Genomic DNA, 21,466 nt, shown 5'->3' on the forward strand with positions numbered 1-21,466 from the left:
TCTTCATTTTGTTTTATTATTATAAATTGACTAATTCATTGATTTTTTTAATATCATTGCGTAAAAAAAGTTCAAGTAATGAACTTAATTGACGATAAAATACGGTTTCTGCATGGTTATACATTGAACGGCAAAATGGCGTAATAAAAGCCAATAAATGGGTATTCAGGAATGTCGCAGACCCGAGTAATAATGCGTTTACTTTAGTCCAATCAACGTTTTCAGTTTCGCTATCAATAACTTCAGTAATACGCAGACTTAAATGCCACATAAAATCTAACTCATAACCAATATGGTCAGCGGCTTCCATATCACCTTCTGGCAAGTGAACGCCATACTGTTCATAAAAAGACTTCACTGCTAAGGTACTTTCTTGAAATAACAATTTGTCACGAGAAACATACGTTGATTCCCATGGCGCTGCCGGCGGGGCTTCTGGGCCAATAAATAAGCGAGTAAAATCCCAATGCAAATTTTCGAAATCTTCGGTATTGGCTTGTATCCGCCTATTGTTTAAGTCTTTATGCATCTCATTTATCGCATTTTTCATTGCAGGTAATGCTTCATCACAGGGGAATAACAACAACCCTGAATCACTTAAATAACTTAATAATTCTGGCGTCGGCTCTTCCATAAACAAGCGCCGTAATACGTCATAAGCAAATTGACGCGCATAAAGAAAATCTAAAATTTGGTCATCATTGGTCATAAATGTTTCCCTACAGGTCAGTCAATAAAAATTCAGTGGGTGTGGTGAGTTCAACTCGCACTTCTTTAATTAAAGGATTGCCCTGTTCATCGGGCTCAATAATGTGGGAAGTCAATGCAATAGGTAGTTTGGCTAGCGGGGTTAATAAGCAAATTGCTTCAGGATTAAACTGCAAAAATCCATGCAACAATTCTTGATGATAAGAAACGCCTGCGTTTTTCAATAAAACCGCCACTTTTTCACAATCGTCACCAAAAACTTTGGCGCTTTTAAAAAAATAATCCCGAGAGGAAAAAATATAATGCTTTCCTATTATTTGTTCATTGTGCTCAAAAAAAGCATTGCTTTGGTACACTTGCCCAGTATGCTTATTTTCTAAAGAGCAGTAGTGCACTCCAATAGATAACTGATTTTCTAGTGCAAATTTAAGAACACGGAGGCAGGCTAGTTCACTCTGTGCGACAGCTAATCCACCTGCATACCAATAGTTGTAATACACCTCATAAGGTGGGTTTTTAAGCATGAACCCGCGAGTTTGATAAGCCTCGCTATTTGTTAGTGGAAAGCAAAACTCTAATAAATTGATACCATCAATACCAATATCATCAAGCTGAGTAAGTAATTGATACATCTGCGGTTCTGTACCGGGGATCACGGGCATTTCCACCATTACAGCAGGAAAAATTTCGCGAGCTAAAGTAATGCGATGTAAAACTTTAGTAATTCGTTCTTTAGGATCATCAATTTTGATACTAAAGCGGATTTCTTGTAGACCAGCTTTAGCTAGAGCTAATGCCGTATTACGGTCTAATGGATCACCTGCTGTATATAAACGGCTATGAGCCAGAGGTAATTTCTGTTGGACTGCTTGGAAAAACGCAATGCTTTCTTGGCGAAAAAGTAGAGGTTCCCCTCCTGTTAGTGCGATATGGGTAAGTGGATAACCTTGTTTTGCTATCGCATCAACTTCACTAATAGCATCGCGCATTTCCTCTTGAAATTCATGATAGTTTTCTTGATTTGGATTAAAACAAAAGTAACAATCGCGGTGGCATTTTAAGGATAAAAATGTCGTGTGACTCCCTTCCCCTGTACGGCATTGTACACAAGCACTTGATAGCCAATTACAATGTATACTCTTTCCACTATTCGCAAAAATTGCGCCTTTACTTTTTATATCTAGTTTGAGTTGTTCAATCTCATGTTGCTGTGCAAAAGGGTCTTCAAAATTAAGTCCATATTCGATAATTGCCTGCTGTGTTTGCTGTTCAATATCCAAATAGCGAATAGCATAACGCTTAAACTTTTGGTTATTTACTGTAGAGATTGTTCTATCTGTAATAGGATAGATCATAAATTTACCTTCAATTTATGAGCAAATAGTTCCTATTATTCGTTGAATTTTCAATTGGACTCAGATCGCAAATAATCAATTAATAGACGGGTATGACAATACCTGTGACAATTAGAAAAATGCTTATAAAGACTCACATCATTACCGATTAAATTGAAAATATTTTTTAAATAGGAAATATTCGCATTATTTTATTTTGATTTAGTATTAATGGCAGTATAAGTTAGTGGCATTATATGATGTTGCGCAAGATCAAAAAAACTTTCCTTTCATTATTTATATATCAACCAATTAGCTGATACTGCCAGCATAGCCAAATTATTACTCAGCAACGTTCTCATTATATGAGAATAATCTCATCAAATAAGTCGCTATATAAAAACTAAATAGCCAATTAGACAACACTTAAAAATAAAATAAAACTAACCTGTTAACATTAAAATAATCATAATAATATTTCAATTTGTAAAATTAAAATTCAAAAAATGTTCATCTATTCATTTTTTTATTATTATTTATTTTTATCTTATAAAAATAAATCTCCCCAACAAATAAAGCATAGTGACTATTTATCCTTTTTATCATATTTAATTTATATAATTAAAATTAATCGTTAAGCATTTTCAATTTGTCACTATCGTTCTATTAGCTATTATCATCAAAGTGGTAAAGCATAAGTAACCTTAACCGTTTCCATTGGTACCTCCGTCTTAATACTTTGAATACTACTAATTTGTGTTAAATGATCCGCATGGAAACGACGATATGAAGCTAAGTCTTCCGTCACAATACGGATCAGTGCATCACATTCCCCAGCCATTAGATGGCATTCGACGACTTCAGGCATCTGTTTAATGTCTTCAACGAATTGGTTGATGGTTTTAGCATCCTGTGTTTTAAACCAAATACGAGCAAATAAAGAAAGGCCAGCTCCAATTTTACTGCCATCCAACACCGCTACATAACGTTTGATAACCCCAGCCTCTTCAAGTAATTTCACGCGACGTAGGCAAGGTGACGGGGAAAGCCCCACTTCTTTAGCTAATTCAATATTCTGAATTTTTCCATCTCTTTGTAATACTTGTAAGATATGCCTATCAATGGCATCCAGTTTTAGTCTACTTTCCTTCATTGGCATTCCACCTCAATTTTATATTAATTAATGATATTAAATACCAATTTTTGTTTGTTTTAAAGCAATAAAAAAATCCAATATCATTGGATTATCGCTATAATTTTATCGCTACTGGCCAGTTGCGTGAAAATAACAATGAACAATAATGAGGAATTGAAATGGAGTTACAGAACTTACTCTTATTTAGCGCAACCGTGATCCCTTTAGTCTGCACACCAGGCCCAGACATTCTATTTATTTCCGCACAAGGATTATCAGGAGGAACCTCAGCGGCCTTGAAAGCGAATTTGGGTATTATATTGGGTTATGTGGCACATGCGATTCTGGCTGCACTTGGTTTAGCGGCGATTGTTGCAGCTTCACCCATGATTTTCCACACCATTAAATGGGTTGGGGTCGCTTATGTCACTTACCTTGCTATTCGCATGGTGTTATCTGCAATGAAAGCCGGAGACTTAAGAATTCAAACTGTGTCAACAAAGGCGGTCGTGGGTAAAGCATTTTTAACTAGCTTTCTTAACCCCAAGGGGTTACTGGTGTATTTTGCTATTTTACCGAATTTCATTAAGCTAACAGAAAGTGTCGCTGTCCAATCCTTGATACTTTCAGCCACTTTTATACTTTCGTGTGTCTTGATCTACGGCGTAATAGGTGCATTATTTGCATCCATGCATAATAAACAAGCTTATAATGATAAAAAACGTCGTATAACCGAAGGTGTTGCAGGTGGAATGCTAACGCTAGCCGCTATCGGTTTAGCAACCAGTTAGCGGGGTAATAACTCAATCCAGATTAACTTGCTATCGGTGCTAAGTGGTTTTATATCTCCTTCACCGATATCAGGTAACCACCACGCTCCTTGTCCTTGCGCCATATGATGGCAATTTGCCCCTGAAATTTCCCATTCGCCATTGAGCACGTAGACTAACCCCGCTTGGTTGGCGGGTAATCTACAATCTTCAGTGATGAAATAGTTTATAGCCACCCACCTATCATCTCGAAAAATAAAATTCATTAACTTAACTGATGGCTCTGAGACTTTTACCGCGCAAAATTGCTGAGCTGAAAATTGGGCGTGATCACCTGCGCGCTCTAGGCGATGCTCAAACGCTTTGGTATCGGTTAAAAGAAGCGGCTGGTCATTCAACAATACCACCAGCCTTTCCCCTTCTGCATAGCGCTTTAAATAGCTATCTTGGTTAATGGTTGCAATGCTTGCGCGTAATGAATAATCCGATGCAACCGGCCAGCAAAACACTTCTTGGCTGGCCCCCGCACCATCATTCCAATCAAGGATAGGTAATTCCATTATGTCAAAACATTTTATTTTCACATTACCTCCCGTCTGTTGCTGCTAACACATTTAGATTTATACCTAGATTGGCAAAGTTAATCTTTCAGGGCAATGAATTAACGATGATAATGTGACTAATCACGCCTCTCATTGATTAAAAAGTGACATAAACGACCTAAAGTTTTCATTGCTTCCTCCACCCTCTCATTCCATGTAAACGATGCATTAAGACGAAATGCATGATTAAACTGGTCACTTGTGGAAAACATGCTCCCCGGCGCGATACTGATACCTTCTTTTAGTGCGAGTTGATACAACCGAATTGCATTAAACGGCGGTTCAAACTCTAGCCATAAAAAATACCCACCTTTTGGTGTATTAACTTTTACTGACTGAGGCATGTATTTTGCTATTGCACTCAACATTTGGTGCTGACGCTGTTCCATCGTTAAACGCAGTTTACGAAGGTGGCTGTCATATCCCCCTAATGATAAGTACTCCGCAATAGCTAATTGCGTGGGAACGCTGGCAGAAACGGTACTCATCATTTGTAAATGTTGAATTTTTGTCGCGTGTTGGCCTGCAGCCACCCAACCCACACGATACCCCGGTGCTAAACATTTCGAAAATGAAGAACAATGAAAGAAATTACCTTTAGTATCAAGTGCCTTTGCGGGTATTGGCTGTTTGCTACCAAAATAAAGTTCCCCATAAACATCGTCCTCAATTAAAGTAATTTGATGCTTATTAAGGATATCGACCAGACGTCTTTTGTTTGTTTGCGGCATCGTTCCGCCTAATGGATTTTGATAATGCGTCATTAGCCAACAGGCTTTAATTGGATATTTGCTCGCAATATCCTCTAATGCGTCAAGATCAATACCAAATAACGGGTCTGTTTTAATGGCAATGGCCTTAAGTTTTAACCGCTCAATTGCCTGAAGTGAACCATAGAATGCAGGAGATTCGATAACGACCCAATCCCCGGGCTGAGTCACCGATTGTAAACTCAAGACTAAAGATTCCATTGCCCCTGCTGTAATCACGATTTCATCCGGAGCGACATGGATCCCTTGGGTTGCATAACGCTGAGCAATGTTACGACGCAGTTGTTCATTACCAGGAGGCAAATTAGCCGGGGTATTAAATTTCGATAAGCGCCTAGCAACAGACGCAAGAGACTTCGCGAGTTTTGGATCATCCAATAAGGCGGGTTCTGGAAATGCAGAGCCAAATGGGATAATATTCGGGTCCTTACAAGCTTGTAGGACACCAAAAATAGAGGCATTAATCTCTACATTTTCATTCAAATGTAGCCCTTTACCTCCTTTTGCGGCAGCAAATGCGTTATTGCGGTTTGCCACGTAATACCCTGATTGCGGCCGAGCAACGACCCATCCTTGGCTTTCAAGTAACTGATATGCTTGCACAACAGTCATTAAACTTAAACCAGACTGTTTAACACTTTCCCTCAATGAAGGTAATCTGTCGCCCACTTGCCAGATATTGTCTTCAATTTGCTGACGAATTTGCGCTGCTAATTGTTCGTATCTCGTCATAGCCGCCTCAACTGTTATAGTTAATATCCCAATAATTGTTACTATTATAGTTTATCGTCTCATGTTCTACTTATCCACACATTCACCTGACTTTTTTTTAACTATAAGCACAAAAAATTTTTCGTTGAATTGCGGTTATTTTGCATTCAGGTGTGAGCAATTCCTTTTGCTAGGGATTAGCGCCTCAATTGCTCTCATCAAAACGTTAAATATTGCGTGCCATTAACATATCCACTCAGGGGTCAATATGTTTGGACTAACTGCGCTGGAACTTGCCCGTATACAATTTGCTTTTACGGTCTCGTTTCATATTATTTTTCCAGCCATTACTATTGGGCTAGCAAGTTACCTTGCGGTGCTACAAGGTCTATGGCTTAAAACTCGTGACGAGGACTATATAAAACTGTTCCATTTTTGGTCGAAAGTTTTTGCGGTTAATTTCGGAATGGGCGTTGTTTCTGGATTGGTGATGGCATACCAATTTGGTACCAACTGGAGTTTCTTTTCAGATTTTGCGGGTGGAATTACCGGCCCATTGCTCACGTATGAGGTATTAACCGCGTTCTTTCTTGAAGCCGGTTTCCTTGGTGTCATGCTGTTTGGCATGAACCGAGTGGGTGAAAAACTGCACTTTTTTGCCACCTGCATGGTTGCATTAGGTACCATCATTTCCACTTTCTGGATTTTGGCATCTAACAGTTTTATGCAAACACCGCAAGGTTTCGAAATCATCGATGGGCGTATCGTTCCTGTTGATTGGCTTGCGGTTATTTTCAACCCATCGTTTCCATACCGTTTATTGCACATGACCACGGCTGCTTTCCTTGCTGCGGCATTCTTTATTGGTGCTTCTGCGGCATGGCATTTACTCAAAGGCAATAAATCCAGTGCCATGAAAAAAATGTTTTCCATGTCCCTGTGGTTGATTTTAGTGTTAGCCCCTGTTCAAGCTTTAATCGGTGATGCTCACGGCCTAAACACACTTAAACATCAACCTGTTAAAGTGGCTGCAATGGAAGGTCACTGGGAAAATAAACCTGGAGAAGCCACTCCGCTTATCTTATTTGGTATACCAAACCAAGAAAAAGAAAAAACAGAATTTGCTATCGAAATCCCTTATTTAGCAAGCCTGATTTTAACCCACAGTATCGACAAACAAGTGCCTGCGTTAAAAGAATACGCGCCAGAAGATAGGCCTAACGTGTTTATGGTGTTTTGGTCATTCCGCGTAATGGTCGGGCTCGGCTTATTAATGATCGCGGCTGGAGTCTGGGGTTTATGGCTACGTTATCGTAAAAACCTGTATGAATCCAAAACCTTCCTACGCTTTATGTTCGTCATGGCTCCTTCTGGTTTGATTGCCATTTTAGCGGGTTGGTTTACAACAGAAATAGGCCGACAGCCATGGGTTGTTTATGGGCTACAACGAACCTCTGATGCAGTCAGTGCACATGGTGAAATGCACATGAGTATCAGTTTAATCGCCTTCTTTGTGGTTTACGGTGGGGTGTTCGGTATCGGCTACATGTACATGATGAAATTAATTCGTAAAGGCATCGCGGAGGACGCAGCTCATGGGCATTGATTTACCTCTCATTTGGTTTGTCATCATCGTATTTAGTATGTTGATGTATATTGTTATGGATGGGTTCGATTTAGGCATCGGGATCCTTTACCCTGCGCTAAAAGACAGCCAAGACCGTGATCTGATGATGAATAGCGTTGCCCCTGTGTGGGATGGCAATGAAACTTGGTTGGTTTTAGGTGGGGCAGCACTATTTGGTGCTTTTCCTCTCGCTTATGCGATTGTCCTTGATGCCCTGTCAATTCCATTAACTTTCATGTTATTGGCCTTGATTTTCCGTGGTGTCGCCTTTGAGTTTCGCTTTAGAGCGGATGAATCACACCGCCGCCATTGGGATCACGCCTTTATTTGGGGTTCAATTTTTGCCACCTTTGTTCAAGGTGTGGTAGTTGGTGCCTTTATCCAAGGCTTCCATGTGGAAAACCGTGTTTACATGGGTGGTTATTTCGATTGGTTCTCACCTTTCCCACTGTTTTGCGGATTTGGCCTCGTGGTCGCTTATGCGCTACTAGCGTGTGGTTGGTTGATCATGAAAACGGAGGGCCACTTACGTAGCACCATGTATCGTGTCCTACGGCCATTAACATTACTGATGTTAGCGATCATAGCAGTAATCAGCTTCTGGACCCCAATGTTAAATGAGGCAATCTTTGAGCGTTGGTTCTCACTGCCGAACCTGTTCTTCTTTTTACCTGTTCCGTTACTGGTATTAGCCTGTACTTGGTTGATCCTAAAAAACGCTAAGTGCCAACAACATGACAGCGTGCCATTCTTAGCGGCTTTAATGTTAATTTTCCTTGGGTTTACTGGTCTAGGTATCAGCATCTGGCCAACGCTCATTCCACCTGCAATAAGTTTCCGTGATGCCGCAGGCCCATCCGAAAGTTTAGGCTTTATGTTAGTGGGTGCGTTATTCATTATTCCTGTTATTTTGGTTTATACCTATTGGAGTTACTATGTCTTCAGAGGAAAAATTACCCCAGAGCAAGGCTACCACTGATAACGTGGCAGCCTCCTCTTGGTGGAAAAAACTCGGTTGGATGGCCATTATCTGGTTCGGAAGTGTACTTGCTTTATTTGCATTTTCGTCAGTGTTTAAATTGATGATGACCGCCGCTGGAATGAAAGTGAAGTAATCAACTTACTGAATGCCGCATAAATTTTTACGCGGCATTTTTAGACTTTTCAGGAAAGGCACTGTCGGGTGTGATGAATTTGACCGCCGCAAAAAAGACGCCTCGGCTAATTTATCCAAATCATTATACTTCCCATTATACACTTCAACCATATTATCGATATCTACCATGGTAATTTTATTTTCACCCAGTATTTCACTATTTTTTGTTTCAAGATAGCTTCCAATATTACTCCAATTTAAATCTTGAGCTAAATATTTACCTTTGCTATTCCAGTCAGCTATTTTTGTTTTTAAGAGGTCGTTATAGTCTTCTTTTTTACATACAATATTTGCCCATGGATCAATATTATAATCTTGCCCATTGATAGCAATTTGACAAAAAACATGATCAAAACGTTTATTTTTCACATCTATTAACCGGACAAAATTTGGATTAAGACCAGCATGACATGATAAAACATAACAAATTGCCGCTAATTCACCGCAATTCCCCGTTTTAGATTGAATGGCTGCGAGTAAAAAAGCTTTTTTATCTTTAATGGCTCTATTTTTGCTTAACTGTTCTAAACAATTTTGATGTTGTTGAACAGTACGATTTAACCTGATTTTATTTGCTGATTTATTAGGACTTCCCTTAAAATAAGAACGTGTTTGCAACAGGCAATCATCCGCTTTTTTTAATAATGTGATGTGTTTCTTATCGCTATCAGCCTTATATAATGAGTTTAATGAAGGTAGTGATGATAAATTTTTAATATTAACAATATGTGATTCAATTCTCGTCTCATTTCTGGGTGATAATTGTGAAAAACAGATATCCTGTGTTCTTTGTTTATTTATTCTCATGACGATTGTCTCTTATAATAGTGAATAACTGATACGCAGCATAAATCTATCACGCCTATTTGTATTTAAAGAAACGACACAAGACACTGCGATATATTTACCATAAGAACCGCTGATAGCACTAAACTCGCTCAAGTTCGTAGCCATCATTTATCAGCTGCAATCAGTGTTTCCCTCTTGCAACCTTTTAATTTATTCATGATAATGATAATAATTACCAAATAATAAAATTATCATTAACACATAGGAGAACGTCCGTGGCCACTGAACAACCTGTTGAAAAAAACATCTACCGCCCGGCTCCACCACAGCTCATTCAAGTCAAATCCATAACCGATATCAGCCCATCTATTCGTAGTATTACTTTCACCGGTGAAAGACTCAATACATACCCAACAGATTGTGAAGGTGGGCACCTGAAAATATTTTTAGCCCCTGATTTAATCAGCCAGCCCGCACTCCCTATCCTAAGTAAAGAAGGCCGTAGCTGGCCAGAAGACAAACCTCGCCCATTTGTTCGTACCTATACCGTCAGAGCCATCCGTCCAGAAGTTAGCGAGATAGATATTGAATTTGCTATGCATGATGGCGCAACTGGCCCTGCATATCTATTTGCTCGGGATGCAAAACCAGGAAATTGGATGGGAATTACCAACCCAGGTGGCCCAGACCCATTATTACCTGCCAGACAACATTACTTCATGGCTGGTGATTCAAGTTCCCTACCCGCTATCGCCGCATTATTAGAAAAAATGCCAGCGAATGCCCAAGGCAAAGTTGTACTACGATTAGATAACCCAAAAGACGTAAGAGAACTAAAAAAACCTGAACAAGTTGAGGTGATTTGGGTTTGTGGTGATATCACCAAAACCGCTGAATTAATTAGCACATTTAAGTCTTGGGACATCCCAAGCAGCGACTGCGCTTTCTGGATTGCGGGTGAAGACCAAATTATTCGTGATTTGCGTCGTTATATTCGTCGTGAAAAAGGTTTTGGTCGTGATGATATCTATGCGATCCCTTACTGGCGATATGGCTATGATGAGGAAGGTTACCATCATGAGCGCCATGCTGTAATGGATAATCCTGACGATTAACTTCACTTCAAATATTTAGTTCGCTTATTGGTTTATAAATTCTAATAAGTGAACTTATTTCCTGATCTTGCCTGTCTTCATCAAGTTGTTAGCCATTATATTCCCCAACAATAAACGCCCTAAAATACTTTTCATACCCATTAATGTTATGTTATAACGTAATTGTTTTTATGGTCGTTATATTCACTACAAAAATAGGAAAACCACTGTGTACAAAATGGCAATTTTAAAAACTAGTCTTTATATTGCATTAGCTCTCACTAGCTATACTGCTGCTGCTCATGGCTCACATAGTCACTCCCATCCACAATCAGAGAAAGCGCTACAAGCTTCAAAAGGGATTTTTGAAGATACTGACGTCAAAGATAGATCTCTTAGTGACTGGCAAGGCATCTGGGAATCTGTTAATCCATTACTATTAAATGGAAAACTTGATGAGGTTCTAGAAAGTAAAGCGAAGAAAAATAAAGACAAAACTGTTGAAGAGTATCGTGAATATTATAAAAAAGGTTATGCCACTGATGTTGACAGTATTGGTATTGAAAACGATGTTATTGAGTTTACTCAAAATGGTACTGTAAGTAGCTGTAAATATGACTATGCCGGTTACAAAATTCTTCATTATACTTCAGGAAAAAAAGGCGTTCGTTACTTATTTGAATGCAAAGATGCAAACTCAAAAGCGCCTAAATTTATCCAGTTTAGTGACCATATTATTGAACCACAAGCCTCGGGGCATTTTCACCTATATATGGGAAATGAATCTCAGGAAAAATTATTAAGTCAGCTAGAAAATTGGCCAACTTATTACCCATATACCCTCACAGATGAGCAAATCGTACATGAGATGCTCTATCACTAATCGGCTTCCTATATAGGAGTCTAACCTATGCCCCGTGGGTAAATCGCGGGGCATATAGTTAATAGCAATGCTAATTAGTGGTTATAAGCCAATAATGCCTTATGGCATAATTGTGATCTCACACAATCCTCTATAGTAAAATTCACCATTGAAACCATTTCATCACTACTAAAACGTTGTAATGCATCAGCTAACCCTGAAGACACACCTTCTGGTAAATCACACTGGGTCACATCACCATTGACTATCACCGTCACATTTTCACCAAGCCGAGTTAAAAACATTTTCATTTGAGTGACTGTGACATTCTGAGCCTCATCTAATATCACGACGGCATTTTCAAATGTTCGGCCTCGCATATAAGCAAATGGGGCTATTTCCACTTTAGCAATTTCGGGACGCAAACAATATTGCAAAAAAGATGCGCCGAGCCTTTTCACCAAGACGTCATAGACTGGGCGAAAGTAAGGCGCAAACTTTTCTGACATATCCCCCGGTAAAAAACCGAGATCTTCCTCCGCTTGAAGAACGGGCCTTGTCACAATGATCTTATTGATATCTTTATGAATTAACGCATCAGCCGCAAGTGCAGTACTGATGTAAGTTTTACCACATCCCGCTTCGCCATTCGCAAAAATTAATTGCTTATGTTTAATGGAATTAATATAGAGTTTTTGAGCTTCATTTCTGGGCAATATAGGGGATTCATCACGCCGTTCTTTTGCCATACCGATAGCTTCAATACCAGTAAATTCAGCAAATGATGCGACGTTATTGATATCAAAACGACCTGAGCGATCTTTGCGTGATGAACGTTTCATTTCACGGCGTGCCTTTGTTGCAGCTTTCTGTCTACTCATAGTATTAACCCTTCCAGGTATCAGTGATGTCAATTCAAATGACGGACTATTCAAAACAGAGGCGAGCTCCCTTCAAGCTCAAAGTTAATATCAAATATCTATTATGTGGCTGTAACTCCATGCCATAACTCGGCTAATAAAAAAACCGGTTACCAATCTCACCATGGAAATCTCATGATGGAGTGGTAACCGGCTTTGTATTCTCGTGTACAAACACTTATTTCCCATTAGTTTCTCCTGTAACAGCGATACTTTTAAACTAATGAATCTATGTGACAGTAATATGACGAACTGCAATATTTTTTGTGCCCCAATGAGTCCATGTTTTTATTGCAGTTTTCACTGCTTTAAATATAGCGTCATTTTTTTTGATAAAGCAACATTTTTCTAACAAAATTTTGGGCGTTTATTAAAATTTTTCGTTATCACACATAAAAACAAAAAAAGTAAAACCACAATAATCAGTTAGTTAACTATTGTGGTTTGAAAGGATAATTAGCGTATTTTACAATTTCCCGCTAACTCAAAACCTGCGGCTTTAGCCGATTGTTCGTCAGTGAAGATGACGGCATTTTTATCAGCGATGGTATTGAAGCTAGCGCAATGTGAAAAATGATATTTTTTAGAATTACGATTACCTTTAATTTCAACCGCATCTGATACAATAGATTTATCTTCTATTACTTGAGGCTGATTTAAGGGTGAGACTGGTGAAATATTAACTCCCTCTGCGCTATTTTTATGATTTAAATTCCATTTTTTCTCCCCTGTCACAAATGGGTTATGATGCCCCATTACCTTAGCGATTCGATTATCTCGCTTGATTTCCCAAGAGGTTGGAGGATATTTATTATCCCAAGCCATCAATAACTGTTGTTGTTGACGTGACATAGACAAGTTATAGCGGTCATACATATAAAAATATACTCGGGCTACCTGCCCTTTGGCTTCATCTCTTGGCTCAAAGACTTTTTGTTTAAAATCAACTCGGCTACGGCACATTCCGTATGGATACGGTGTATTAGTGGATAATTGCCCAAAACTAAAATTGCTTCTATCACCATTCACTTCACCAATAGAAGGCGCTAAATTATGCATATCTGCTTCCATTCGGCCAAAAATAGGGTCACTAGACACACAGTTTTTCCGCCCCCCTTTTTGCCAGCATTGCCTTTGATGACCAAACACCCATGCTGGAACAATATGCTCCCATTCAATACGCTCAGCTCGGTTCTGTTGTTTACGCACTTGGTAGCCACAAGAGGCTAAGTCAACCTTTCCCCCGCTTTTTCCTACCCATTCCCACTGGCAACCACAATATATTGTTCCCTCTCCTTGATGATTTTGATCTGCATAAACCTGCGTTTTACTTAGCACTTTAGCTTCTGTAAACGAATTTGGTGCGGAAAATGAAAAAGCAGAGAAAAGAAATAATAGAATCGAAAAAATGAATTGATAATATTTGGACAAGCTAAATTGTTTCAAAATAACACCACTAATAAGAATATATGCGAAGAATTAATATAAATGCATTAGTTTTTCCTCTAACACATTAATGCATAAGAAGAAATATCACATATTCTAATCAAATAGTAGCATAAATGATATCAGAGATGACCCAATTTTATGGCTCACCATCCATATCGGAATTTATGCAGCTTTAATAGGATATCTAAATCTTATTAGTAAAAAGTAAAGTATGACTTACTCACATAACGAGAATGCCAGTAAGCCACACCATTAAAAATTACACGCTTGGTCTTTTGCGATATAACCATAAACCAGGTAAAGAAATACCAATAGACAAGGCTCCAACAATGAAAGAGGCTTTTAAGAAATTAGTCACTAGAACTTCAACTAATTCAGGGTCATAGCCAAATTGCGATATTTTAACGACTGAAATCATTGCAATATAGGCACTAATACCTGGAAACATTGGGATCACGGCAGCAACAGTAAACACTTTAGGATGAGCTAACCACCAACGCGACCACTGAATACCGATAATACCGATTAAAATTGCAGCAAGAAAACTTGCCCACTCAATTTGCAATCCTAATGTCATCAGTATCATTCTAAAGCCATAGCCAATAGCACCCAATAAGGCACAATATTTCAATGCCCTTACAGGCACATTAAATACCATAGCAAACCCTGCTGCCGGTATAGCGGCTAATAGCATTTTCTCACATAAAGAGAATAGAAATTCTATGCCCATTCTTTTAAACCCCAGATTGTCATTGCTAACACAACCCCAATACAGGTAGCCAAAGTGAGAAGGCTCGCCATTGTCCAACGCGCTAATCCTGTATTAACATGCCCTTTAAACATATCAGCGACTGCATTAATTAATGGAAAGCCGGGAACTAAAAGCAATACACTGGCAGCCATCGAAATTGTTTCAGTCACAGCCAAATACGGTATTTTCAATAATAAACCTGAGACCGTGGTAGCAACAAAGGCAGTAATACAAAAATTAATTAACGGATTCATTTGATGGGAACTTAACACTTGCCGCACATACATTGCACAACCGCTGGCTAAAAATGTAATTAACGCACTCTCCCATCCACCTCCATTCAACCTACTAAAACAAGCACAAGATAGTGCCACCATCAGCACCATTAACCATCGAGGATAACGCAACGGTTTAATTGATAATAATTTCTTTTTTAATTGTTTTCGGTCTAACAAATGATGTTCGACTAGGATGACTGCATGCTGAACTTCAGTAACAACATGCATATTTATACCGCGGTCAATAATGCGTCGTGTTGACGTTAAGCAGCGACCATCAATTATAGTGGTTAAAACTAATGAATTAGATGAAATAGCACTATCGACTTGGCTTGCTCCAAGTGCAATACCCAAACGGGTCGTCAATTGTTCAACGAGCATACTTTCAGCGCCATGTTGCAATAACAATAAACCACACTCAATACATAGCCGAGTTACCTCACGTTGCTGATTAACAGGATCATCTTGGTCTGTTTTTTGCTCATTTAATACATGCTCTGTCATCTTGCCCCCAACATTGTGACAACCATTCAGATATCTACCTAAACATGTTAATCTTTATAAATATCATAAAGACAAATATCAGCTTAAATGATGATCTCTTTCAGGTAAATCTGTGATTGAGGTAACGTGATTTAAACTATTTCGTAAAATTTGTTATGTTATTTTCTTATTGAAGACAAATTGTAGGATTAACCATTCATGAATAGCCCTCTAACAGCTAAAACCCCAAAAGGCCAACGTCGGCATCAGGCGTTGATCACTGCAGCAACTGAAATTTTTCTGCAATATGGGTTTGAAGGCGCAACTCTGGATATGATTATTGAACGTGCTGGGGGCTCTCGCTCAACCTTATATAAAAATTTTGGTGATAAAGAAGGGTTATTTGCTGCAGTTATTGCATCAATGATTGATGATATTTTTCAAGAGCCCGACGAAAAAACACCACCACTGGATACGATTGAGTCCATACTTTCTTTTTATGGTTCTCGATTTTTATTGAATGTGCTTAAGCCTGAATCCATTGGGTTATACCGGTTAATTTTAGGTGAATACAACCGTTTCCCAGAAATAACTCACGCATTTTTTGAGCAAGGTCCAGTAAAAAGCTATCGTCTGTTGACACAAAAATTGGCTTTGCTTCCTGACGTTAAAGTGGATGAAAAAACATTGTTAAGCATTTCTTCACGCTACCTAGAAATGCTAAAAGCAGATGTGTTTATCACCACTTTCTGTATTGCTGATTTCAAGCCCAGCGATGAATTTATTCAACAGCAAATTGCTATGTCTGTCGATATCATCGCCAGTTATATCCGTAAAATCAGTAAAACCACAGCCGACTAAGCTAGAACTGATTGGGCTTGTTCTTTGGCTGCCATGGAATTATTTGCGATTAAAACTTGAGGGCCGTACAACGCAGACAGCATGGGTGCCATTCGTTCCATTTCTTCTTGATCTCGCCCGTCAGGTTGTAGGGTAACAACCAGAGCACGACAATGTTGCTCCATCGCTTCTTTTGCATCTTTCAACCAACGACGTATATATTTCATGCTTTCCATATCTTCTAAGGATGGTTTTTCTTTTTTAACCACCGGAGGATATATCAATACAAACTCATTTCTTCTTGCCAATAGCATATCCATTTCCTCTAACCATAAACGGGTTTCATCCATCGTTGAAGGAAATACATTCATCTCACAGATTGGCCAGCTTTCTGTTTCTATCATCTTTTTGTTCATCATAATCATCTCTTTTGTCATCATTATTCAAAGTGTACTCAAATGTACACTTTTACATTGCACTCAGTCAAGAATGATTATCATTTGTGTTTTGCAAATTATGCTATTACCGCGAGTTACTAACAGGAATACTCTCAATATGCAGTAAAAATTTATCAATTAAAAACATTCACGTGTTCGAGTGATGCGTTTTTGAATATGGGATGTTATTCTGACGATATTATGAATTTTAAAAGCGAAAATATGATGAAAAAAACTCTTCCAATTGCATTTAGCCTTTTAATGGCTTTCGCTGCATTTAATGCAAATGCAGGTGCTACCTGTGATACTTATTTCAAAGAAATGAACGACCTTGTTAAGCAAGCTGAAGAACAATATAAAGATGAAGCCAATGCAGGTGAACAAATTGCATTAATGAAGTCACAATTAGAGGAAGCGAAAAAAGCCCTTGCTAGCTACCCTGATGATGCACAAGAGCAAGCTTGTAGCCAAGCACTTAAAGCAATTGAGCAAGCCAAAGAAGCAGTTAAAACCCCCTAAATTTGTTCGCTTTTAATAGACAAAAAATAGCCTGCTGAGCAGGCTATTTTATTTTATCGAACCACAAGAACTGAAATCTTAGCATAGGAAACAATCCCAGAAGCATTTGAACCTAATAAATGCGTTGAAATACTTGGATTGCGTGAGCCGATAACAATAAGATCAGCATCAATAGCTTCAGCTTCTGATAAAACTTTGTCTCTTGGTGAACCAAACTCAACCTTATAAGAGATTTTGTCTGATGGATAATCAATTTTTTCAATGATTTCTTTTAACTGTTCTTCTGAACGTTCAAGTGCTTTTTTAGCAAATGAGGACAATAAATCATAATGATAACTGTAGCTCATTGAAAATCTTGAAACATCCGGAACTGAGTGAAATAAGTGAATTTTCGCATCTGAAATTTTTGCTAAATAAATAGCATGTTTTAATGCATTATCTGTTAGTACATCTTCAGATATATCCACAGGAACCAAAATTGTTTTATACATATGATGCCCCTTATTAGTTATGATTACATTTTTATTCAAGCTGTATTGTTGTGTATTTTTACAACTTGGTTATTAGGCGTAGCGGGTGAATATTGTCCTTTTAGTCTTCTAAGTATAGTCTTACTACACTAAAAAAAGCTGTGAAGCCCCTTACTATTACAACAAAAATTATTCTTCTAAATGCCATTTATGCAAAACACGATGAATAAAAGGAGTTACGATTAATCCAATACTGATAATAAAAACGCTTTGTAAAAATAGACCATAAATAGCAATAAAGAAACGACCTCCCCGTGTAATAGGAGCCGGCTCAATAGCTTGTCCACTCAACATAGACAACGCATTAAGCATTGACTCAACAACTGAGTGACCTTCAATAAAATAAAAACCAACTATACCGGGTAATAAGCCAAGAAAAAAAATCAAAAGTGCGAGTAAATAAAAACGCAAAACTCTCAGAACAAAGTGTTCAACACGCAGTAATTCTTGCGAAAACTTTTCCATATTGACTCAAACTCACCTTGTTATAAGTAAGATCAATTAACTTGAGTACTAAAATTAATTAAATTGGCAATATAAATAATCAAATAACAAAGAACCCACCCGATAAGCAGGTTCTTCTCTAATTATTAACGTACAACCAGTACTGATGTTTCCGCGTAGCGCACTATTCCCGCGGCTGTTGACCCTAAAAGATGAGTTGTAATATTTGGACGACGAGAACCAATAACAATAATATCTGCATTAATGTCTTTTGCTGTATTAATCACTTCATCTCGCGGGGAACCAAACGTTATAGTATAACTAACATCATCATGAGGTAAATCAATTGAATCCATTAACATTTTCATGTCTTCTTCCGCTTTCACCGTCGCACGGTCTTTGATTTCCATGTAACCTAAGGCGTACGCATTAATAATTGCTGAAGAAATGGGTAAAACATGAATAAGATGAATTTTAGCACCGGATTGCTTTGCAAGATTAACCGCGTGACGGACTGCTTTACTGGTTAATTCATCTTCTGTTAAGTCGATAGGGACCAGAATCGTTTTATACATAACCCCTCCTAAAATAGTTAAAATGAAGTTCTACAACAAAATTATAAACAATTACTAATAAATGTCTCTTATCCACAAAGATAAATGAGATCTCTAACTACAAATAAAAACAAGCTATTCCCTTAGCCATGGCGTTACGGTTAAACCAACTAACATACCTTCAGGACTTAATAACCTTGTGACTGTTTGCCCCCAAGGTTCCATTCGGTTATTAACTAATAAGACATAACCTTCTTTAAGGCAAATTTTTGTAATTTTTTCAATGTCTGAAACCTCAAACTCCATCCAGCTTTGCGGGGTAGGTATGTTTTTAGGCCATTCACCTTGACCAAAACACGATTGAGCGGCTTGCTCTATAGGCCAAAGTGCAAAATGTTTGACACCTTCTAGCCCTTCTTGCTCACAAGTTAAATATTGGCTCCCTTCTTCAATTGGTTTTAAAGGTAGCTTTAACAACTCAAGATAAAAAGAGTGACTTTTTTTATAATCTGTAACTATTGGTCCAAATCCTGCAACAAACAATACATCAGAGCTATCTTGTAAATGTATCATCTCGCGTTCCTATAAAGTAATGAGATACTAAAAATTTACTGTTTAATAAAATAGATAATGACTTTTAACATAGAAGATAATTAATCACTGATTGTATTCGCTGTAGATATCATCTTTTCAACCATTCTTTGAGCCTTCAAGCCCTCTTCGCCACTGACCAACGGTTGAGTTTGATTTGAAACAGAATCAATAAAATGGCGAATTGCACCATCAAAGCCGCGTTGAACTAAAATCGAATCCCAATTAGCCGGTTTTCTCTCGCTAATCCCAATGGCATTTTCGTTCCACCAATGGTTCATATTGGTTATTTGGTGAATACTGTCTTCAGCCACCACAATAAGTTGCTCTTGTTGGCTTCCTGCTTTGCGATGCATCGATGTTGTTAGGCAACTTTGGCCAGCTTGCATATGGTGCTCTGCATAAAATAGCTCACCAGCATTTGTGTTATGAATACTACCACTGATTAATTCTACATTTTTTTGCGCTATCCACATTACAGTATCAACAACATGCAAATAATCATCTAATAACGTAAATCTAGCGTCATTCGGCCCTACGCTGTTCATACGGTGCTTATCCATACGAATAGACGTGATATTTTTAATATCCTGTTTAACTGCCAAATAAAATGGCGAGAAGCGGCGGTTAAACCCAACCATTAACATTTTCTGGCGTCGCGCTGCAAACTCAATTAATTGCTCCGATGGTTCAATTAATTCAGTCAATGGCTTATCAACATAGATATGGACGTTTGCCTCTAATAGCCGCTTGATTACTTCAAAATGGCTTTTCGTCGCACTATGAACAAAAATAGCATCACATTGCTGTGCTAGTGCGTCAATATTGCTAAACAGGGGGATTCGATAACTATCACAAACTAATTTTGCCTTTGATTGATTAGGAGAAAAAGCGCCAACTAACTCCCAATTTTCTTCTTTCGTTAAAACCGGTAAATACGCTTTTTGTGCAATAGAACCTAAGCCAACTACACCTAACTTTAATTTTCGCATCGTAAACACGCCTATTAATGATTAATCTGAGCAAGAATAATCTCATTAATATCAATTAAAAAATTTTTTTTGGAGTAATAACGTAATTTTAATTAGAAATAAATATACAACATTTTGTTTTTTATAAATAAAAAACAAAATCAAGTGAAGAATGAGAATGAGTAACTACATAAAAAAAAGGGTTGATTTCTTAAATGAGAATGGTTATCTTTTACCTCGTGAATACTTGAGTAAATCACTCAGGTTTATCACAAACGACATTGCTCACATTGCTTCCAGTTTAGCAGGCCAACTTTATATGTTGGCCTTTTTTTTGTTTAAAATTACACACTATTTTCTGCGTATTGCACTACTAAAGCTCCATGATTTCAAATGCCCAACATACGCTAGACGCTGGGTTGGCATGAAAGTTGGCACATCACCTGTACGCATATGTAATATATCCGCAGGTGTTATCCACGATGAGTTACCTTCAAATAAGGGAATACCTGCATATTTATAAGCATCGAGGACAAACTGTGAACAAAAGAAACCATTAGCTTGGTCTATATCATCGCCTAATTGAACTTTAGCTAAAGTTTTTAAGCAAAAATTACGTATCGTTTCACCAATTAATGGAAGCTCACATACCCTTTTTGTGATCATCCAAGGCGCTATCATCACAATACCTTTATAATTATATTTATTTCCATTATTTTGAACTGAAAACTCGCGTAATTTTTCTGCATGCAATGATGTTAAGCCTGTTTGCCTCAGCACTACCATGTTGTTAGAGTCTCTCACTGCTTGGTCTAATGTAATGATCCTAACGCCACTTCCAACAGACTCAGCTACTTCCCCCAACCCCAAGTAAATAGATGCGTGACTTACCCCACTAATACTAAATAACCGAATTCCCCATGAATTTAACCCTGTAGCAGAAGATAAAAGAATATCGCCTGGCAACATGTCAGAAACCGCCAACGGCTCAACAGAATCCTTGATAGGAATCGTGTTTGCGTGTTGAATATTAAAATTTAAGCGATTAGTTTCTTCATCTGATTTGAATTGAGTTGAACACCCTGAAAGAGAAAAACAAAATAAAAATAGCAGGAAACAATAAAATTTCATTCAATAACAC

At 38.1% G+C, this 21,466-nt stretch carries 25 protein-coding genes; 8 read left to right on the plus strand and 17 right to left on the minus strand.

Annotated elements, in window-relative coordinates; all coding sequences use genetic code 11:
• Positions 1-19 precede the first annotated feature (19 nt).
• From PZ638_RS11940 to PZ638_RS11950, 3 genes are all read right to left on the minus strand, one after another.
• Positions 20-709, minus strand: a complete 690-nt coding sequence (locus PZ638_RS11940; RefSeq protein ID WP_094962495.1) for a TorD/DmsD family molecular chaperone — start codon at positions 707-709, stop codon at positions 20-22.
• A gap of 10 nt (positions 710-719) precedes the next feature.
• Positions 720-2,063 (minus strand): radical SAM protein, encoded by a 1,344-nt coding sequence (locus tag PZ638_RS11945; RefSeq protein WP_206277902.1) that lies wholly within the window; start codon positions 2,061-2,063, stop codon positions 720-722.
• A 658-nt stretch (positions 2,064-2,721) separates the two neighbouring features.
• Positions 2,722-3,201, minus strand: coding sequence for an Lrp/AsnC family transcriptional regulator (locus tag PZ638_RS11950; protein WP_004264035.1), 480 nt, complete (start codon positions 3,199-3,201; stop codon positions 2,722-2,724).
• A 155-nt stretch (positions 3,202-3,356) separates the two neighbouring features.
• On the opposite strand from PZ638_RS11950, the gene PZ638_RS11955 reads away from it, so the two are divergent.
• Positions 3,357-3,968: a LysE family translocator gene (locus PZ638_RS11955; RefSeq protein ID WP_094962493.1), complete on the plus strand. Its 612-nt coding sequence runs from the start codon at positions 3,357-3,359 to the stop codon at positions 3,966-3,968.
• Here the strand turns inward: PZ638_RS11955 and PZ638_RS11960 are convergent.
• Together PZ638_RS11960 and PZ638_RS11965 are read right to left on the minus strand one after the other, a co-directional pair.
• Positions 3,965-4,531, minus strand: a complete 567-nt coding sequence (locus PZ638_RS11960; protein ID WP_226616984.1) for a HutD/Ves family protein — start codon at positions 4,529-4,531, stop codon at positions 3,965-3,967. The genes PZ638_RS11955 and PZ638_RS11960 overlap by 4 nt on opposite strands.
• Before the next feature lie 95 nt (positions 4,532-4,626).
• Positions 4,627-6,051: an aminotransferase-like domain-containing protein gene (locus PZ638_RS11965; protein WP_004264022.1), complete on the minus strand. Its 1,425-nt coding sequence runs from the start codon at positions 6,049-6,051 to the stop codon at positions 4,627-4,629.
• Between the two features lie 247 nt (positions 6,052-6,298).
• Between PZ638_RS11965 and PZ638_RS11970 the strand changes: the two genes are divergently transcribed.
• The 3 genes from PZ638_RS11970 to PZ638_RS11980 are packed head-to-tail and all read left to right on the plus strand — an operon-like array spanning position 6,299 to position 8,772.
• Entirely contained in the window at positions 6,299-7,636 is a 1,338-nt protein-coding gene (locus tag PZ638_RS11970) for a cytochrome ubiquinol oxidase subunit I (RefSeq protein ID WP_094962491.1), read from the plus strand.
• Positions 7,626-8,636: a cytochrome d ubiquinol oxidase subunit II gene (cydB, locus tag PZ638_RS11975; protein ID WP_275612117.1), complete on the plus strand. Its 1,011-nt coding sequence runs from the start codon at positions 7,626-7,628 to the stop codon at positions 8,634-8,636. Before PZ638_RS11970 ends, cydB begins: the two co-directional genes overlap by 11 nt.
• Before the next feature lie 4 nt (positions 8,637-8,640).
• Positions 8,641-8,772, plus strand: a complete 132-nt coding sequence (locus tag PZ638_RS11980; protein WP_311135863.1) for a DUF2474 domain-containing protein — start codon at positions 8,641-8,643, stop codon at positions 8,770-8,772.
• Between the two features lie 5 nt (positions 8,773-8,777).
• On the opposite strand, the gene PZ638_RS11985 is transcribed toward PZ638_RS11980, so the two are convergent.
• Positions 8,778-9,620: a hypothetical protein gene (locus PZ638_RS11985; RefSeq protein WP_094962488.1), complete on the minus strand. Its 843-nt coding sequence runs from the start codon at positions 9,618-9,620 to the stop codon at positions 8,778-8,780.
• 257 nt (positions 9,621-9,877) lie between these two features.
• Here PZ638_RS11985 and PZ638_RS11990 point away from each other — a divergent pair, with 257 nt between their 5' ends.
• Both PZ638_RS11990 and zinT read left to right on the plus strand, forming a co-directional pair.
• Positions 9,878-10,717: a siderophore-interacting protein gene (locus PZ638_RS11990; RefSeq protein WP_094962487.1), complete on the plus strand. Its 840-nt coding sequence runs from the start codon at positions 9,878-9,880 to the stop codon at positions 10,715-10,717.
• A 217-nt stretch (positions 10,718-10,934) separates the two neighbouring features.
• Positions 10,935-11,579, plus strand: coding sequence for a metal-binding protein ZinT (zinT, locus tag PZ638_RS11995; protein ID WP_004264004.1), 645 nt, complete (start codon positions 10,935-10,937; stop codon positions 11,577-11,579).
• Positions 11,580-11,653: 74 nt separating this feature from the next.
• Here the strand turns inward: zinT and phoH are convergent, their stop codons facing one another.
• The 4 genes from phoH to PZ638_RS12015 all read right to left on the minus strand — a co-directional run bounded on the left by phoH (position 11,654) and on the right by PZ638_RS12015 (position 15,460).
• Complete coding sequence (gene phoH / locus PZ638_RS12000; protein ID WP_094962486.1) at positions 11,654-12,439, minus strand: phosphate starvation-inducible protein PhoH; 786 nt, start codon at positions 12,437-12,439, stop codon at positions 11,654-11,656.
• A 495-nt stretch (positions 12,440-12,934) separates the two neighbouring features.
• Positions 12,935-13,888 (minus strand): endonuclease, encoded by a 954-nt coding sequence (locus PZ638_RS12005; protein WP_272674489.1) that lies wholly within the window; start codon positions 13,886-13,888, stop codon positions 12,935-12,937.
• Between the two features lie 298 nt (positions 13,889-14,186).
• A complete protein-coding gene (locus tag PZ638_RS12010) occupies positions 14,187-14,657 on the minus strand; it encodes a threonine/serine exporter (protein ID WP_112307410.1) in 471 nt (156 codons plus the stop codon).
• Positions 14,648-15,460 (minus strand): threonine/serine exporter family protein, encoded by an 813-nt coding sequence (locus PZ638_RS12015; RefSeq protein WP_094962484.1) that lies wholly within the window; start codon positions 15,458-15,460, stop codon positions 14,648-14,650. The genes PZ638_RS12010 and PZ638_RS12015 overlap by 10 nt, the downstream gene beginning before the upstream one ends.
• 198 nt (positions 15,461-15,658) lie before the next feature.
• Here PZ638_RS12015 and PZ638_RS12020 point away from each other — a divergent pair, with 198 nt between their 5' ends.
• Complete coding sequence (locus PZ638_RS12020) at positions 15,659-16,300, plus strand: TetR/AcrR family transcriptional regulator (protein ID WP_094962483.1); 642 nt, start codon at positions 15,659-15,661, stop codon at positions 16,298-16,300.
• Here PZ638_RS12020 and PZ638_RS12025 read toward each other — a convergent pair.
• Complete coding sequence (locus tag PZ638_RS12025; protein ID WP_226616985.1) at positions 16,297-16,698, minus strand: hypothetical protein; 402 nt, start codon at positions 16,696-16,698, stop codon at positions 16,297-16,299. The two genes, PZ638_RS12020 and PZ638_RS12025, sit on opposite strands and share 4 nt — an antisense overlap.
• 243 nt (positions 16,699-16,941) lie before the next feature.
• On the opposite strand from PZ638_RS12025, the gene PZ638_RS12030 reads away from it, so the two are divergent.
• Positions 16,942-17,235: a DUF5339 family protein gene (locus PZ638_RS12030; protein WP_096864009.1), complete on the plus strand. Its 294-nt coding sequence runs from the start codon at positions 16,942-16,944 to the stop codon at positions 17,233-17,235.
• 53 nt (positions 17,236-17,288) lie between these two features.
• Here the strand turns inward: PZ638_RS12030 and PZ638_RS12035 are convergent, their stop codons facing one another.
• The 6 genes from PZ638_RS12035 to PZ638_RS12060 form a co-directional block, all read right to left on the minus strand.
• Complete coding sequence (locus PZ638_RS12035; RefSeq protein ID WP_004263984.1) at positions 17,289-17,726, minus strand: universal stress protein; 438 nt, start codon at positions 17,724-17,726, stop codon at positions 17,289-17,291.
• 168 nt (positions 17,727-17,894) lie between these two features.
• On the minus strand, positions 17,895-18,230 hold the full coding sequence (locus PZ638_RS12040; RefSeq protein ID WP_004263981.1) for a hypothetical protein: 336 nt from the start codon (positions 18,228-18,230) through the stop codon (positions 17,895-17,897).
• Positions 18,231-18,355: 125 nt separating this feature from the next.
• Entirely contained in the window at positions 18,356-18,784 is a 429-nt protein-coding gene (locus tag PZ638_RS12045) for a universal stress protein (protein WP_004263978.1), read from the minus strand.
• A gap of 114 nt (positions 18,785-18,898) precedes the next feature.
• Positions 18,899-19,336, minus strand: a complete 438-nt coding sequence (locus PZ638_RS12050) for a VOC family protein (protein ID WP_004263976.1) — start codon at positions 19,334-19,336, stop codon at positions 18,899-18,901.
• A gap of 80 nt (positions 19,337-19,416) precedes the next feature.
• Positions 19,417-20,346, minus strand: coding sequence for a Gfo/Idh/MocA family protein (locus PZ638_RS12055; protein WP_110591631.1), 930 nt, complete (start codon positions 20,344-20,346; stop codon positions 19,417-19,419).
• A 330-nt stretch (positions 20,347-20,676) separates the two neighbouring features.
• On the minus strand, positions 20,677-21,456 hold the full coding sequence (locus PZ638_RS12060; RefSeq protein WP_004263971.1) for a YaeF family permuted papain-like enzyme: 780 nt from the start codon (positions 21,454-21,456) through the stop codon (positions 20,677-20,679).
• Positions 21,457-21,466: the final 10 nt, after the last annotated feature.

It is taken from the genome of Providencia hangzhouensis (assembly GCF_029193595.2).
Lineage (GTDB): Bacteria > Pseudomonadota > Gammaproteobacteria > Enterobacterales > Enterobacteriaceae > Providencia > Providencia hangzhouensis.

Excerpts from the sequence above, each read along its gene's own strand:
- PZ638_RS12010 (WP_112307410.1), bottom strand. The coding sequence starts at position 14,657 with ATGGGCATAGAATTTCTATTCTCTTTATGTGAGAAAATGCTATTAGCC.
- PZ638_RS11950 (WP_004264035.1), bottom strand. The coding sequence starts at position 3,201 with ATGCCAATGAAGGAAAGTAGACTAAAACTGGATGCCATTGATAGGCAT.
- PZ638_RS11940 (WP_094962495.1), bottom strand. The coding sequence starts at position 709 with ATGACCAATGATGACCAAATTTTAGATTTTCTTTATGCGCGTCAATTT.
- PZ638_RS11955 (WP_094962493.1), top strand. The coding sequence starts at position 3,357 with ATGGAGTTACAGAACTTACTCTTATTTAGCGCAACCGTGATCCCTTTA.
- PZ638_RS12015 (WP_094962484.1), bottom strand. The coding sequence starts at position 15,460 with ATGACAGAGCATGTATTAAATGAGCAAAAAACAGACCAAGATGATCCT.
- PZ638_RS12030 (WP_096864009.1), top strand. The coding sequence starts at position 16,942 with ATGAAAAAAACTCTTCCAATTGCATTTAGCCTTTTAATGGCTTTCGCT.
- PZ638_RS12045 (WP_004263978.1), bottom strand. The coding sequence starts at position 18,784 with ATGTATAAAACGATTCTGGTCCCTATCGACTTAACAGAAGATGAATTA.
- PZ638_RS12040 (WP_004263981.1), bottom strand. The coding sequence starts at position 18,230 with ATGGAAAAGTTTTCGCAAGAATTACTGCGTGTTGAACACTTTGTTCTG.
- PZ638_RS12035 (WP_004263984.1), bottom strand. The coding sequence starts at position 17,726 with ATGTATAAAACAATTTTGGTTCCTGTGGATATATCTGAAGATGTACTA.
- PZ638_RS12050 (WP_004263976.1), bottom strand. The coding sequence starts at position 19,336 with ATGATACATTTACAAGATAGCTCTGATGTATTGTTTGTTGCAGGATTT.
- PZ638_RS11945 (WP_206277902.1), bottom strand. The coding sequence starts at position 2,063 with ATGATCTATCCTATTACAGATAGAACAATCTCTACAGTAAATAACCAA.
- PZ638_RS12025 (WP_226616985.1), bottom strand. The coding sequence starts at position 16,698 with ATGATGAACAAAAAGATGATAGAAACAGAAAGCTGGCCAATCTGTGAG.
- PZ638_RS12055 (WP_110591631.1), bottom strand. The coding sequence starts at position 20,346 with ATGCGAAAATTAAAGTTAGGTGTAGTTGGCTTAGGTTCTATTGCACAA.
- PZ638_RS12020 (WP_094962483.1), top strand. The coding sequence starts at position 15,659 with ATGAATAGCCCTCTAACAGCTAAAACCCCAAAAGGCCAACGTCGGCAT.
- PZ638_RS12060 (WP_004263971.1), bottom strand. The coding sequence starts at position 21,456 with ATGAAATTTTATTGTTTCCTGCTATTTTTATTTTGTTTTTCTCTTTCA.
- PZ638_RS11985 (WP_094962488.1), bottom strand. The coding sequence starts at position 9,620 with ATGAGAATAAATAAACAAAGAACACAGGATATCTGTTTTTCACAATTA.
- PZ638_RS11970 (WP_094962491.1), top strand. The coding sequence starts at position 6,299 with ATGTTTGGACTAACTGCGCTGGAACTTGCCCGTATACAATTTGCTTTT.
- zinT (WP_004264004.1), top strand. The coding sequence starts at position 10,935 with ATGGCAATTTTAAAAACTAGTCTTTATATTGCATTAGCTCTCACTAGC.
- phoH (WP_094962486.1), bottom strand. The coding sequence starts at position 12,439 with ATGAGTAGACAGAAAGCTGCAACAAAGGCACGCCGTGAAATGAAACGT.
- cydB (WP_275612117.1), top strand. The coding sequence starts at position 7,626 with ATGGGCATTGATTTACCTCTCATTTGGTTTGTCATCATCGTATTTAGT.
- PZ638_RS11965 (WP_004264022.1), bottom strand. The coding sequence starts at position 6,051 with ATGACGAGATACGAACAATTAGCAGCGCAAATTCGTCAGCAAATTGAA.